The 12884-nt window shown below is 67.8% G+C and carries 16 protein-coding genes and 1 tRNA gene; 14 read left to right on the plus strand and 3 right to left on the minus strand.

What is annotated here, in order from left to right; genetic code table 11:
* Positions 1–11: 11 nt before the first annotated feature.
* The 5 genes from BMW51_RS06380 to BMW51_RS06395 all read left to right on the plus strand — a co-directional run bounded on the left by BMW51_RS06380 (position 12) and on the right by BMW51_RS06395 (position 2151).
* Complete coding sequence (locus BMW51_RS06380; protein WP_093004514.1) at positions 12–362, plus strand: hypothetical protein; 351 nt, start codon at positions 12–14, stop codon at positions 360–362.
* Between the two features lie 64 nt (positions 363–426).
* Positions 427–876, plus strand: coding sequence for a hypothetical protein (locus BMW51_RS16055; RefSeq protein ID WP_177171558.1), 450 nt, complete (start codon positions 427–429; stop codon positions 874–876).
* A complete protein-coding gene (locus BMW51_RS06385; RefSeq protein WP_177171559.1) occupies positions 846–1451 on the plus strand; it encodes a JAB domain-containing protein in 606 nt (201 codons plus the stop codon). Before BMW51_RS16055 ends, BMW51_RS06385 begins: the two co-directional genes overlap by 31 nt.
* Positions 1451–1816, plus strand: a complete 366-nt coding sequence (locus BMW51_RS06390) for a hypothetical protein (RefSeq protein ID WP_093004518.1) — start codon at positions 1451–1453, stop codon at positions 1814–1816. Before BMW51_RS06385 ends, BMW51_RS06390 begins: the two co-directional genes overlap by 1 nt.
* Positions 1817–1926: 110 nt before the next feature.
* Positions 1927–2151, plus strand: a complete 225-nt coding sequence (locus BMW51_RS06395) for a hypothetical protein (protein ID WP_093005107.1) — start codon at positions 1927–1929, stop codon at positions 2149–2151.
* Positions 2152–2169: 18 nt separating this feature from the next.
* Here the strand turns inward: BMW51_RS06395 and BMW51_RS06400 are convergent, their stop codons facing one another.
* Positions 2170–2655, minus strand: a complete 486-nt coding sequence (locus BMW51_RS06400) for a hypothetical protein (RefSeq protein ID WP_093004520.1) — start codon at positions 2653–2655, stop codon at positions 2170–2172.
* Positions 2656–2693: 38 nt separating this feature from the next.
* Between BMW51_RS06400 and BMW51_RS06405 the strand changes: the two genes are divergently transcribed.
* From BMW51_RS06405 to BMW51_RS06415, 3 genes are all read left to right on the plus strand, one after another.
* Positions 2694–4142 carry an FAD-binding oxidoreductase gene (locus BMW51_RS06405; RefSeq protein ID WP_093004522.1) on the plus strand — a complete coding sequence of 483 codons (1449 nt, stop codon included), beginning with the start codon at positions 2694–2696 and terminating at the stop codon, positions 4140–4142.
* A gap of 135 nt (positions 4143–4277) precedes the next feature.
* On the plus strand, positions 4278–5045 hold the full coding sequence (locus BMW51_RS06410; RefSeq protein WP_093004524.1) for a SapC family protein: 768 nt from the start codon (positions 4278–4280) through the stop codon (positions 5043–5045).
* A 12-nt stretch (positions 5046–5057) separates the two neighbouring features.
* A complete protein-coding gene (locus BMW51_RS06415) occupies positions 5058–5606 on the plus strand; it encodes a cytochrome b (protein ID WP_093004526.1) in 549 nt (182 codons plus the stop codon).
* Positions 5607–5785: 179 nt separating this feature from the next.
* Here the strand turns inward: BMW51_RS06415 and BMW51_RS06420 are convergent, their stop codons facing one another.
* Positions 5786–6631 carry an N-formylglutamate amidohydrolase gene (locus tag BMW51_RS06420; RefSeq protein WP_093004528.1) on the minus strand — a complete coding sequence of 282 codons (846 nt, stop codon included), beginning with the start codon at positions 6629–6631 and terminating at the stop codon, positions 5786–5788.
* Between the two features lie 134 nt (positions 6632–6765).
* On the opposite strand from BMW51_RS06420, the gene cpdR reads away from it, so the two are divergent.
* From cpdR to BMW51_RS16330, 6 genes are all read left to right on the plus strand, one after another.
* Positions 6766–7143, plus strand: a complete 378-nt coding sequence (cpdR, locus tag BMW51_RS06425; RefSeq protein ID WP_093005109.1) for a cell cycle two-component system response regulator CpdR — start codon at positions 6766–6768, stop codon at positions 7141–7143.
* A gap of 43 nt (positions 7144–7186) precedes the next feature.
* A tRNA-Val gene (locus BMW51_RS06430) sits at positions 7187–7261 on the plus strand.
* A gap of 145 nt (positions 7262–7406) precedes the next feature.
* Positions 7407–9311, plus strand: coding sequence for a S9 family peptidase (locus tag BMW51_RS06435; protein WP_093004530.1), 1905 nt, complete (start codon positions 7407–7409; stop codon positions 9309–9311).
* A 138-nt stretch (positions 9312–9449) separates the two neighbouring features.
* Positions 9450–10868, plus strand: a complete 1419-nt coding sequence (locus tag BMW51_RS06440) for a DEAD/DEAH box helicase (RefSeq protein WP_093004532.1) — start codon at positions 9450–9452, stop codon at positions 10866–10868.
* Between the two features lie 113 nt (positions 10869–10981).
* Positions 10982–12097, plus strand: a complete 1116-nt coding sequence (locus BMW51_RS06445; protein WP_093004534.1) for an AI-2E family transporter — start codon at positions 10982–10984, stop codon at positions 12095–12097.
* The gene (locus BMW51_RS16330; protein ID WP_281243241.1) at positions 12004–12267 is read left to right on the plus strand and encodes a DUF1289 domain-containing protein; all 264 of its coding nucleotides are present in this window, start codon (positions 12004–12006) and stop codon (positions 12265–12267) included. The genes BMW51_RS06445 and BMW51_RS16330 overlap by 94 nt, the downstream gene beginning before the upstream one ends.
* On the opposite strand, the gene BMW51_RS06455 is transcribed toward BMW51_RS16330, so the two are convergent.
* Positions 12264–12872 (minus strand): glutathione S-transferase family protein, encoded by a 609-nt coding sequence (locus BMW51_RS06455; RefSeq protein WP_093004538.1) that lies wholly within the window; start codon positions 12870–12872, stop codon positions 12264–12266. The two genes, BMW51_RS16330 and BMW51_RS06455, sit on opposite strands and share 4 nt — an antisense overlap.
* Positions 12873–12884 lie beyond the last annotated feature (12 nt).

Here is a 12884-nt window from a genome sequence, read left to right on the forward strand (position 1 = left end):
AGTTCATTCGCATGTCGCATCTTCGCCACCAGATCGCACTCGACGTCGGCGCATCCTTTCTTCCCGCCAAGCGCCAGGCGATCGACGCCGCCGCCGCCAGCTTCGAGTGCGTGGCGACGCTGTTGAAGGCGCGGCAGCGCGCGCGGTTCGCACCCGACGAGGCGGGCGATGTCGTCGCACTCGCGGTGGAGGCGGCCAACGCGTCCTTCGCCGCGCAGGACGCGCTCTACCGCGTTCACGCGCGCCTGGCCGAATATCGCGCCGCGTGGCAGATCGCGCCGGGCGCGGTCGGCCCCGACGAAACGGTCGCGCCAGAGCGTACCGCGCCGACGCTGACGCTGGCCACGCAAGCCGCGGCCTGATCGTTCGCGCGACGCGCGCACCTGGGGCTTGACCCGGCGCGCGCGCGGTGATGGGTCAGCATCCATGCCGTGGTACGTCGCCTGTTTCTGGATCGTCAGCGCGTTGCTGGTCCTCGCCGCGTGGTTGCGCGGCGAGTGGCCCGAACGGGTGATCGCCACCACGCTGTTCGTCGGCGTGGTGCTCACCCGCCTCGTACGCTCGCCGCTCGCGATCCGTTACCACCAGCTCGAATGGCGCATCCTGGTGCTCGACCTGATCACCTTTGCGATCTTCGTGCTGGTGGCCGTGAGATCGGATCGCCGATGGCCGCTGTTCGCCGCCGCACTGATGGTGCCGTCCCTGCTGGCGCATCTGGGACACCTGATCAATCCGGGCTTTCACGCCGACGGTTACTCGATCGCGGGGCTGACGACCTACCTGCTGCTGCCGGTGATCGCGGGCGGGATCTGGCGGACGGCGCGACGGAGCCGGGCTGCGTCAGCGTGCGAACGCGGGAGTGCGCCCGCCAGCTGAGCTACCTGCTGCGCGACCTGCCCGATGCGACGCACGAGGCATGGGCGCTGGCGGCGGAGTTCGAGACGGTCGCGGCGACGCTGGCGGCCAGCCCGCACCGGATCAACGCGGTGGTACGCGATGGCGCGGCAGTCAGCGCCGCGCTCGCCTCCTTCGCCGAGACGATGCGCGAGGTGCTCGCGTGCCGCGTCGAGGACCGCCCGCTCGTGTCCGATTCGGCGGCACTGCACGACCTACTGCGCGCGCAGATGGCGTTCCTGCCGCGCGAGGAGGTGCGCGCGCTGTTCCTCGACGCGCGCAACCGGCTGATCCGGTCGGAGGTGATGGCGCGCGGAACGATCGACGCCGCGGCGATCCACGTGCGCGAGCTGATCCACCGCGCGCTCGACCTCGGCAGCACCGCGATCATCCTGGCGCACAACCATCCGTCGGGCGACCCGACGCCAAGCGCGCACGACGTGTCGCTGACGCGCGCGGTGATGAGCGCCGCCGCGCCGCTCAACATCACCGTTCACGACCATGTCGTCGTCGCGCGCGACGGGCAGGTCAGCCTGCGCGCCGTGGGGCTGATCTGATGCGCAGACGCCGCCCGCTCGACGTGATGGTGATCGAGCAGTCGCTCGATCCCGAACTGCCGCTCAGCCTCTACGAGCGGCTGCGCACCGCGATGACGATCCGTTCGGTGCCACACGGCGCCCAGGCGATGCGACTGATCGAGGCGGGCGACGATCCCGACATCATCGTGGTCGACCGGCGTGCGCCGGGCATCGACCTGCGCGCGATGCAGCGCCTCTTGCAGCAACGTACCGACCGGGCGGAGGCCGCGATTTCCTTGATCGATGGCGGGCGCGCGCTGATCCACGTCGGCGATTCGGCCGAGCCGATCGCGCTGCTGCACGACCTTGGGACGCTTCATGAGCCGGGCGAGGATGACGGCTGAACTGCTGCGCGTCTGTAACGCTGCATTGCAGCAAAAAAACGTCACGGCGCGATCACACGCGTGCGACGACGCCGACGTAAATGGAGCGGCCATTCAAGGAGGTTGCCCCGATGCACGAGTCCCCGCGTCACCGTAGCCTGATCGAGTCGATCCGCGCGTCGTTGCTGATGCTCGGGTTCGGATTGAGCGTGCTCGCATTCCTGATCGCGATCGATCGTCCAGAATGGTTCCACCTGCGCCCGGCCACCGGCACCGCCGCCGCAATGGCGAACGCCTCGACGCCGCCCGCGACGCAGACCGCGCAGCGCGTGGCCCCGGCGCGCGTCATCGGCTGACCCGGCCGGTCGGCGGCGTTACTTCGCCGCCACCAGCTTTCTGAAGCGATCGATCCCGCAGCGCGAACCGCTGCGCGACCGCAGCAGGTCACGGCGCGCGCAGATTTTGCCGTCCGCAGTCGGTTTCAGGTAGAAGCCCGAGTAGAAGTTCATCGCCGGGCACTCGTCGTCCAGCTTGGCACGGATGCGGCGCACGCCCTCGACGATCAGGTCGACATCGCCATCTTCGCTGATCGCGGCACCGGTCAGCGACTTCATCTCGACGCAGTGCGGCCCCTTTTTCTCACGCCACACAGGCGTAATCGGCGTCGCGCGCGCGCGCATGGGCGACACGCGCGGGATGCGGATGATCAGGCGTTCGTGGATGGTGAGCTGCGCCAGCTCGCTGCCCGCCCACGCGGGCGCTGCTTGTGCCGACACGAGCAACGGCGCCGCCGCGACGAGGAGCACGGGGGCAAGCAGTGCAGAACCCGGCAGCGAAGAAAGACGAACGCGCGTGAACATCGGCCTCGGTTGATTGCGTCCAAACGTTTGAACCTTTGATGAATTCGCCGCAAGACGCGGCGATGACACCTGCGCTGCGCGACCTCGCCACCACCTTGTCCGCCGATCTGCCGGCGCGCGCGATCGTCACCGACGCGGAGGCGATCGCACCGTGGCTGGTCGACTGGCGTCGCCGCTACCAGGGCCACGCCGACCTGCTGATCGAACCGGAAGATACCGCACAGGTGCAGTCGGTCGTCCGTGCGGCGGCGGCACACCGTGTGCCGCTGGTACCGCAAGGGGGCAACAGCTCGATGGTCGGCGGCGCGACGCCTCCCGCCGATGGCAGCGCGGCGATCCTGTCGCTCAGGCGCATGAAGCGGATGCGGCGGCTCGACCCCGACGCGGGGCTCGCGGTGGCGGAGGCGGGCGTGATCCTGGCCGAGCTGCACGAGGCGGCGCTGTCGGTCGGCAGGCGTTTCCCGCTGACGCTCGGCGCACGCGGATCGGCGACGGTGGGCGGCCTCGTTTCGACCAACGCGGGTGGCACGCAGGTGCTGCGCTTCGGGACGATGCGCGGGCTGGTCGCCGGGGTCGAGGCGGTGTTGCCCGATGGATCGCTCCACGATGGCCTGTCGCCGCTGAAGAAGGATAATCGCGGCTATGACCTGAACCAGCTGCTGATCGGGGCGGAGGGAACGCTCGGCATCGTCACCGCCGCCGCGCTGCGGCTGGTGCCCGCAATCGCCGCGCGTGCGGTCGCCTGGGTCGCGCTCGCGTCGCCCGACGACGCGCTGGCGCTGCTGCGACGCTTCCAGGCGGCGAGCGACGCGATCGAGAGCTTTGAATTGCTACCGCGCGAGTCGCTGGCCGCCGTGCTCGCCTATCTGCCCGACGCGCGTGCGCCGGTTGCCGCCGAGGCACCCTGGCATGTTCTGGTCGAAGTCACCGCCGCCGACGCGGGCGCGGATCCGGCCGGGATCGTCGAGCGCGTGCTCGCCGCGACATTGGCGGATGGCCTGATCACCGACGCGACGATCGCGGCGAGCGAGGCGCAAGCCGACGCATTCTGGCGCATGCGCGAGGCAATCTCGGATGCCGAGCGCGCGACCGGACCCGCCGCGCAGCACGACATCTCGGTACCCGTAGACACGATGCCGCGCTTCATGGTCGATGCCGCCGCTGCCTGCGAGGCGCGCTTCCCCGGCACGCGCGCGTCGGGGTTCGGGCATCTGGGCGACGGCAACGTTCATTTCCACGTTCGTGCGCCAAAGGGGACCGCCCCCGCACATTGGTACGGCGAGGAGGTACCGGTCGTCTCCGCCTTCGTCCACGATCTGGTGGTCGCGGCGGGCGGGTCGATCTCGGCCGAACACGGCATCGGGCAGATGAAGATCGCCGAGCTGGCACGTCTGTCGTCGCCCGCGCGAATGGGGGCGCTGCACGCGATCAAGCAGGCGCTCGACCCAAACTGGCTGTTCAATCCGGGCAAGCTGATCGCGCGCTGACGAGCCCGCGTCGGGGTCGATCGACCCGATCGTGCTTGCGCGCGCCACCCGCACCGAATAACTCGCGAAAAAACAACGCTCGTCCGGGAACTTTCCCGAACCGACACGATAACGAACACACCTGGAGATACGTTAATGGCCAGCGCGCCGCAGCTTCCGCTCTTCTACAATGGCCTGGAGCCGCTCTCGAGCGAGGCCCACGCGAACTATCGCATTCGCCCGGCGAACGTCGCCCCCTTCCTCGCGCAGCAGCACGCCGTGCCGCTGACCGTAGAGGAATTCCCGCTGGTGCAGCGTTTCATGCCGATCGTCTTCTCGGTCGGCGACGATGCGATCCCGATCGGGTTGATGGGGCTGAACGAGGGCGTCAACGTCTTCGTCGACGACGAGGGCAAGCTGATCCAAGACGATTTCTACGTTCCGGCCTATATCCGCCGCTATCCGTACATGCTCGCGCGCCTCAGCCCCGACGCGCAGGAACTGTCGCTGTGCTTCGATCCCACGTCGGATACGATCGGCCCGTTCGAAGACGGCGAGCCGATGTTCGCCGACGGCAAGCCGACCGAGATCGTGCAGAACGTGCTGCAGTTCACCGAAAGCTTCGAGCAGGCGGGTGCGCGCACCAGTCAGTTCATGAAGGAGCTGCGCGAGATGGACCTGCTGATGGATGGCGAGGTGTCGATCCAGCAGGAAGGCGTCGAGCAGCCGTTCGTGTATCGCGGGTTCCAGATGGTCGACGAGCAGAAGCTGGCCGACCTGCGCGGCGACCAATTGCGCAAGATTTCGCAGTCGGGCATGCTACCGCTGCTCTACGCGCACCTGTTCTCGCTCGCGCTGATGCGCGAGATCTTCTCGCGTCAGGTACGCCTGGGCAAGATGCCGCAGCCGCAGCTGTCGTTCTGACCGGAGACTGACATGACGCGATACGTCACCGACACCAACCGCTACTCGTCGGTGGCGATCGCGTTCCACTGGACCATCGCGCTGCTGGTGATCGCCAATCTGGTGATCGGCATCGGTCACGAAGGCGTTCCGGCGCTGCGCAAGCTGATGGGCGCGCACAAGGCGATCGGCATTACCGTGCTGGCGCTGTCCATTGCCCGCGTCGCGTGGCGGCTGACGCATCGGCCGCCACCGCTGCCCGCGAGCACACCCGGCTGGCAGCGCGGCACCGCGCACCTGACGCATTGGGCGCTCTACGCGCTGATGATCGCGATGCCGCTGACCGGTTGGGCGATGGTGTCGGCTCCTGACGCGACGCGACCCTTGAGCTGGTTCGGGCTGTTCAACGTGCCGTTGCTGCCCTTGTCAGGCGGCGCTGCGGACGCGGGTCATAGCGCGCACGGCGTGCTCGGCTGGCTGATGCTGGCGCTGGTCGTGCTGCACGTCTGCGCCGCGCTTTACCATCATTTCGGGCGCCGCGATCACGTGCTGGCGCGGATGGCGCCCGCGCTGCACCGCTGAGATCGAGCGTTGCAGAGAAACGGTGATTTTCTCGCCGCTTGCTTGAAACCTTTGCCGCCCGTCTTATGTTTGTTGCGTACGGTTCTTGTGTCCCCCCTTTCGCAAGGCCGTACGGCACATCTTCGATGTGCCTCCTCCCTGAACCTCGGCCACCGTGCTTTTAGCACGGTGGCTTTTTTTCATTCTGCCGCCTGTGCCAGGTCGTTCGGGGCAACGGCTGACAGAGCCTCGTCGCGCAGCGCGTCGATGATCGCGCGGACGAGCGCAACTGTCCGGTCCAGCCCTGCTCCCGGCAGGTCGAGCCGCGCGTCGAGGTAGAGCGCGCGATCAATCTCCAGCTGCACCGCGTGGATGTGCGCCGCGGGCTCAGCGTGCCGCTCGAGAATGTGCCCGCCTGCGTAGGGCGTATTGAGCGCGTGGATGAGTCCGGCCGCGGCGATCTCCGTCTCGACGCGCTGCACGAACCGACCCGCGGCCGAACGCCCGAACCGGTCGCCTACCACCACGCTGGTCCGCCCGCCCGGCAGCGGCGGCATCGAATGGAGGTCGAGCAGCACCGCGACGCCGAACCGGTCGCGCGCACGCTCGAGTATCTGCGCCAGCGCCGCGTGATAGGGGCGGTGATCGGCCGCGATCCGCGCCTCAACCTCGTCCGCACGCAGCCGGCGCCGCCAGATCTCGCCGGTGGCGCCCGTTCGTCGCGGCACGATGCCCAGCCCCGCCCGCACCTTGGCCGACAGGTGCGACCGCTTGGCTCCGTCGTCGAGCAGCGGATCACGCTCGTGCTCGGCGCGGTTGAGGTCGATCCAGGCGCGCGGTGCATCCTGCACTAGCAGCGTCTCGTCGCCGCGTGCCGGTAGCACGACCGCGTCGATGTAACGGTCCTCGAGCGCGCGCAGGCTGTCGCGCGAGGCATGCAGCGCGGCGTAGAGCGCGGCGGGATAGTCACGCCCGGCATGCGGCACCGACAATACCACCGGACTGTCGGGCACGGTGCTGCCGATGATGCGAAACGGTGCCGTCATGGATCGCCGACGGTATGGGAGCTTCGCCGCAGGAGCAACACCATGTGCCGCGTTGCGACGGCGTTCACCATTTCCGGCGGTGGAAAGTTACCCGTTCCGCAGGCATAGTCACGGTCGTTCGATCGAGGGTGATGATGATCAAGATTCTGCTGGCCGAGGACGACGCGGTGATGCGCGAATATCTGACGCGCGCGTTGGAACGGTCGGGCTATGCGGTGAAGGCGGTCGATCGGGGTACCGCGGCGCTGCCGCTGCTGGAGGAGGAATCCTTCGACCTGCTGCTGACCGATATCGTTATGCCGGAAATGGACGGGATTGAGCTGGCGCAGAAGGCGTCGGAGTTGGTGCCGTCCTTGCGCGTGATGTTCATCACCGGCTTCGCCGCGGTCACGCTGAAGGCGGGCAGCGCGATGCCGCAGGCGCGCGTCCTGTCCAAGCCGTTCCACCTGCGCGACCTGGTGCTGGAGGTCGATCGACTGTTCAACGTCGACGCATTGAATGAATTTAATTGAGCGCTTGCCATGCCTGGTGACCCCGGCTAGAGGCACCCCCCTCGGGCGTGTAGCTCAGTGGTAGAGCACTGTGTTGACATCGCAGGGGTCGCAAGTTCAATCCTTGCCACGCCCACCATGAAAGACCCGCTAGGCCGCCGGCTTAGCGGGTTTTTTCATGCTCCGTCCCGCTCGCAGCGAGATAGTTACCGCTGTGACTTGCGGGCGCGCACGGGGGTGTTAAGCCGGTAATACGCTTTCCTCGCGTTGCTTGCGGAGTTCCGATGCGCCTGATCCCCCTCGCCGCCCTCCTGCTCGCGACCGCTGCCCCGGCGTTCGCGCAGACGATCCATCAATATGGCGCGCTCGCGATCGCGCCGACCGGTGATCGGGTCGCGGCTGTAGAGAATGGCGCGGCGCGAGGCGTCATTACGTTCCGCAGCGCCGCCGACGGCCGCATCCTCAGGACGATCGATCCGTGCGCGACGTGTACCTATTCGGGCCTGACCTTCGCACCGAACGGCGACCTCGTCTTTCTGGCGCGTGATGCGAAGGCCGGCAACGTCCGCCTGATGGACGCCGATGCGAAGGCCACACGCACGATCGCGACGGTCGCGGGCATCGCACAGACGCCGCGCGTGTCGCCGGACGGAAAGCGCGTCGCGCTGCTCGTCACGCTGGGTGCGGCCAAGGAGGCGGGCGCGACGCAGGCGGGCGTGCGGATGGTCGGCGAGATCGGCGAGAAGAACGACGAGCAGCGCCTGGCCGTGTTCGACCTGTCTCGCGAGGCGAACGCCGTGACGCCGCTGTCGCCCGCGGGCCGCTACATCTACGAGTACGACTGGACGCCCGACGGGCGCGGCTTCGTCGCGACGACGGCGCTCGGCAACGGCGACAACAATTGGTGGGTGGCGAGCCTCGACGCGATCGATGCGACCACCGGGGCGGTGCGCTCGATCGCGAAGCCCGCGATGCAGCTCAACCAGCCGCGCGTCTCGCCCGACGGGCGCACGGTCGCGTTCATCGGCGGATTGATGAGCGATTTCGGCTCGATCGGCGGCGACGTGTTCACGGTACCGCTGGCTGGAGGTACCCCGCGCAACATCACCGAGGGCGCGAAATCGACCGTGACGACGATCGACTGGACGACGGGCGGCCTGCGCGCGGTGACGCTGGCGGGCGATCAGTTGCAGTTCGGCACGCTGACCCCCGGCCAGATGGTCAAGCCCGTCTTCTCCAAGCCGGCAAGTTCGGCTGCGGGTGACGGTCGCGCGGTGTTCTCCGCCGACGGGCGCGTCGCCGCCGCGGTGGTGCAGGATTACGAGCATGCGCCCGCGATCTACGCCGGGCCGCTGGCAAGCGTGCGGCAGATCACGCACGACAATGACACGCTGACCGCGCCCGGCACCGCGCGCAGCGTGTCGTGGAAGAACGAAGGCTTCGACGTGCAGGGCTGGCTGCTCGCGCCCAAGACGGCGATCGCGGCGACCGGCAAGACGCCGATGATCACGATGGTGCACGGTGGGCCCTCGGCCGCGAACATGCCGGGCTATCTCGCGCCGACCACCATGAACGCGGCGCTGCTGAACGCGGGCTATTACGTCTTCCTGCCCAATCCGCGCGGCAGCTACGGTCAGGGCGAGGCGTTCACCGCGGCCAACAAGCGCGACTTCGGCGGCGGCGACCTGCGCGACATTCTGGCGGGCATCGACGCGGTCGAGCGGGTCGCACCGGTCGACAACAATCGGCTGGGCCTCGGCGGCTGCAGCTACGGCGGGTTCATGGCGATGTGGGCCAACACGCAGACCAACCGGTTCAAGGCGATCGTCGCGGGTGCGGGGCTGTCGAACTGGGTCAGCTATTATGGCACCAACGGCATCGACCAGTGGATGCTGCCGTTCTTCGGTAAATCGATGTACGACGACATGAAAGCGTACGAGGACGTGTCGGCGATCTACCAGGCGAAGAAGGCAAAGACGCCGACCTTCATCTACGTCGGCGAGCGCGACATCGAGGTGCCGCCGACGCAGTCGATCGAGTGGTGGCACGCGCTGAAGAACCAGAACGTGCCGGTCAGCCTGGTGATCTATCCCGACGCGGGTCACTGCGTCAGCGGCGCGGAGCAGTCGAAGGATGTGCGCGCGCGTTCGATCGCGTGGTTCGACCGCTACGTGAAGGCGGCGCGCTGATCGCCATTGCGGGCTCTAACTCGCAGGACGAAGGTCCTGCGGTTGGCTTTTCCTTGACTTTGCGCGGTTAATCATCAAGCGGGCAGGCTCAGGAAGAACGGTTGCGAACACCGCGCCGGGCACCAATCGGACAATTGCATGAGCTTCGCCGACCTCGGCCTCTCCGACGAACTACTCCGCGCGGTGGGTGACACCGGCTATACCGAGCCGACGCCGATCCAGGCGTCCGCCATCCCCTCCGTGCTGATGATGCGCGACATGGTCGCGATCGCTCAGACGGGCACGGGCAAGACCGCGTCGTTCGTGCTGCCGATGATCGACATCCTGGCGCACGGGCGCAGCCGCGCGCGAATGCCGCGCAGCCTGATCCTGGAGCCGACGCGCGAACTCGCCGCGCAGGTCGCGGAAAACTTCGAGCAATACGGCAAATACCACAAGCTATCGATGGCGCTGCTGATCGGCGGCGTGCAGATGGGCGATCAGGTCAAGGCGCTGGAAAAGGGCGTCGACGTGCTGATCGCGACGCCGGGCCGACTGATGGACCTGTTTCAGCGCGGCAAGATCCTGCTGACCGGCTGTTCGATGCTGGTGATCGACGAGGCCGACCGCATGCTCGACATGGGGTTCATTCCCGACATCGAGGAAATCTGCACCAAGCTGCCGGCGCAGCGCCAGACCCTGCTCTTCTCCGCCACCATGCCCGCGCCGATCAAGAAGCTGGCCGATCGTTTCCTGACCAACCCGAAGACGATCGAGGTCGCGCGCCCCGCCACCACCAACACCAACATTACGCAGTGGGTGGTGCCGGTGAAGGGACAGGCGTTCGAGAAGCGCAAGGTCGTGCGTCAGCTGCTGCGCGGCGAGGACGTGCGAACCGCCATCATCTTCTGCAACCGCAAGACGACGGTGCGCGAGCTCAACAAGAGCCTGCAAGGTCACGGCTTCAAAAGCGGCGAGATCCACGGCGACATGGACCAGTCGGCCCGCATTGCCGAGCTAGAGCGGTTCAAGAACGGCGACATCAACATCCTCGTCGCCTCCGACGTCGCCGCGCGCGGTCTCGACGTGAAGGGGGTCAGCCACGTCGTCAATTTCGACGCGCCGTGGCACCCGGACGATTACGTCCACCGCATCGGCCGCACCGGCCGCGCGGGCGCGACTGGCGTCGCCTACACGCTGGTCGGCCCCGACGACGCCGAGAACATCCAGAACATCGAGAAGCTGACCGGCGAGAAGATCAAGACGCTCGATGCGCTGCCTGGCGAGCCCGAGGAGGAACGTCCCGCCCGCGCGCCGCGTCGCGAGCGCGCGCGGCGTGACGAGCCGGTCGCCGCACCGGCCGACGAGGCAGCGCCGCCGAGCCGCCGCACGCGTAGCGAGCAGCGTGAACCTGCCCCGCGAGCCGAGGCGCCGGCGCGTCAGTCACGCGAGCGGCCGGATCGCACGCGCGGCCAGTACAACGAGCCGCGTCGCGGTCGCCGCGACCGCGACGACGGCCCCGATGACGGCTGGAACGGCCCCATCCCCGACTTCCTGCAAGTGACGCTCACCAGCTGATCGAGCGCATGCAGCTGCCCACCGGAACCGTTGCGTCGCGGTAACGGTTCATCGCAACTGGTCGCGGACCCGATCCCGGGTCGATCGCGCGGCGTCGTAGGGGGCAGTCACACATGGCATTGAACGCGCGACGGATCGAGAATGGCGGTCTGGTGCTGTTCGCCGTGCTGGTCACGCTGTTCCTGGGCGCGATCGTGTCGAGCTTCGCCGCAGCGCTGTTGTGGAGCGTGCTGGCCGCGATCCTGTTCCAGCCACTCTACCGCCGCCTGCGCGCGCGCTTTCCGAACCGGGCGAACACCGCCGCGCTGCTGACGCTGCTGATCATCACCGTCGCGGTGGTCATTCCCACGCTGATCATCGGCACGATGGTGATCGATCAGGCGAGCGGCGTCTTTCAGAAGGTACGCAGCGGGCAGATCAACTTCGCAGCCTATTTCCAGCAGGTTCACGACGCGCTGCCGACCAGATTGCAGCAGCTGGCGGACAAGTCGGGTCTCGACAGTTTCGAGCGGACGCAGGCGCAGATCTCGAACGCGATCGGCAGCCGCGTCAGCCTGATCGCCAGCCGCGCGCTGTCGATCGGCGCCGACGCATTCGCCGCGATGATCGCGTTCGGCGTCGGGCTGTACGTCACCTTCTTCCTGCTGCGCGACGGCGAGCGGCTCGGCCCCGCGGTGTGCCGAGCGATTCCGCTCGAGCGCGGCGTGACCGAGCGGCTGGTCGATCGCTTCGTCTCGGTGATGCGCGCGACGATCAAGGGGTCGGTGATCGTCGGCCTGGTTCAGGGCGCGCTGGGTGCGATCACCTTCTGGCTGGTCGGGCTGCCCGCGGCGATGCTGTGGGGGCTGTTGATGGCGATCGCCTCGCTGCTGCCCGCGATCGGCCCCGCGATCATCTGGGTTCCGGTGGCGATCTACCTACTCGCGACCAGCGCGGTTTGGCAGGGTGTGGTGGTGATCGTGTCGGGTGCGCTGGTGATCGGCAGCGCGGACAATATCCTGCGCCCGATCCTGGTCGGACGCGACACCGGCATCCCCGACTGGGTCGTGCTGGTCACCACGCTGGGCGGCATCGAAACGCTGGGGTTGAGCGGGATCGTCGTCGGCCCGGTAGTTGCAGCGCTGTTCATCACCGCGTGGCAGATCATGACCGAGCAGCGCGAGCGTGGCGTGGCCACGCGGGACGACGACAAACACGGCACCGTCGATATGGCCGCCGACAACCGTTGACCGACGCCCCGCCCTCCCCGTGCATCCTCGTCTGCACGATGGATCGCGTGAGCGGGCTCTGCCTCGGCTGTTATCGCACAATCACCGAGATCACCGGCTGGTCGCGCGCTGACGACGACGAGAAGCGCGCGATCCTGGCGCGCGTCACGAAGCGCCGTGCCGCGCCTTAGCGCTGCGCCGCCGCGATGAGGGCATCGTCGATCTCGCGCGCACGCGCCCAGGCCGGCCGTTCGCGCAGGCGATCGACGTAGCGCGCGAACGCCTCGCGCTTCTCCAGCATGCCGAACTGCATGTAGAAGTCGATCGAGCTGCCGACATAGACATCAGCGGCGGTGAAGCGCGGACCCGCGACATAATCGTGCGCCGACACCGCCCCCTCCAGCACGTCGACCGCGCGCGCGAGATTGCCGTAGCCGATCATCGCCTCCTTCTCGGGCGGCAGCGTGACGCCCAGATGGCTGTCCATCATCGCGGACTCGATCGGGCCCGCGGTAAAGAACATCCAGCGGTAGTAAGCGGCACGCTCCTCCGCGCGGGGTGCAAGCTCTGCGTCCGGGAACGCCTCGGCCAGATAGGCGCAGATCGCCGCCGTCTCGCTCACCACCGCACCGTCGTGGATGATCGTCGGCACCTTGCCGAGCGGGTTGGCGGCGAGCAGGTCGGCCGACGCTGCGCCCCACTGCGTGACCACCGTCTCGCACGGCGCGCCGACCTCCTCCAGCATCCAGCGGACGATCCGCCCGCGCGACATCGGGTTGGTGAAGAAGGTCAGCATGATCGGCTCCGC

It is taken from the genome of Sphingomonas palmae (genome assembly GCF_900109565.1).
Lineage (GTDB): Bacteria > Pseudomonadota > Alphaproteobacteria > Sphingomonadales > Sphingomonadaceae > Sphingomonas > Sphingomonas palmae.

Coding starts and splice junctions, on each gene's coding strand:
- BMW51_RS06435 (WP_093004530.1), top strand. CDS start 7,407: ATGCGCCTGATCCCCCTCGCCGCCCTCCTGCTCGCGACCGCTGCCCCG.
- BMW51_RS06440 (WP_093004532.1), top strand. CDS start 9,450: ATGAGCTTCGCCGACCTCGGCCTCTCCGACGAACTACTCCGCGCGGTG.
- BMW51_RS06415 (WP_093004526.1), top strand. CDS start 5,058: ATGACGCGATACGTCACCGACACCAACCGCTACTCGTCGGTGGCGATC.
- BMW51_RS06400 (WP_093004520.1), bottom strand. CDS start 2,655: ATGTTCACGCGCGTTCGTCTTTCTTCGCTGCCGGGTTCTGCACTGCTT.
- cpdR (WP_093005109.1), top strand. CDS start 6,766: ATGATCAAGATTCTGCTGGCCGAGGACGACGCGGTGATGCGCGAATAT.
- BMW51_RS06410 (WP_093004524.1), top strand. CDS start 4,278: ATGGCCAGCGCGCCGCAGCTTCCGCTCTTCTACAATGGCCTGGAGCCG.
- BMW51_RS06380 (WP_093004514.1), top strand. CDS start 12: ATGTCGCATCTTCGCCACCAGATCGCACTCGACGTCGGCGCATCCTTT.
- BMW51_RS06395 (WP_093005107.1), top strand. CDS start 1,927: ATGCACGAGTCCCCGCGTCACCGTAGCCTGATCGAGTCGATCCGCGCG.
- BMW51_RS06455 (WP_093004538.1), bottom strand. CDS start 12,872: ATGCTGACCTTCTTCACCAACCCGATGTCGCGCGGGCGGATCGTCCGC.
- BMW51_RS06405 (WP_093004522.1), top strand. CDS start 2,694: ATGAATTCGCCGCAAGACGCGGCGATGACACCTGCGCTGCGCGACCTC.
- BMW51_RS06445 (WP_093004534.1), top strand. CDS start 10,982: ATGGCATTGAACGCGCGACGGATCGAGAATGGCGGTCTGGTGCTGTTC.
- BMW51_RS06420 (WP_093004528.1), bottom strand. CDS start 6,631: ATGACGGCACCGTTTCGCATCATCGGCAGCACCGTGCCCGACAGTCCG.
- BMW51_RS06390 (WP_093004518.1), top strand. CDS start 1,451: ATGCGCAGACGCCGCCCGCTCGACGTGATGGTGATCGAGCAGTCGCTC.
- BMW51_RS16055 (WP_177171558.1), top strand. CDS start 427: ATGCCGTGGTACGTCGCCTGTTTCTGGATCGTCAGCGCGTTGCTGGTC.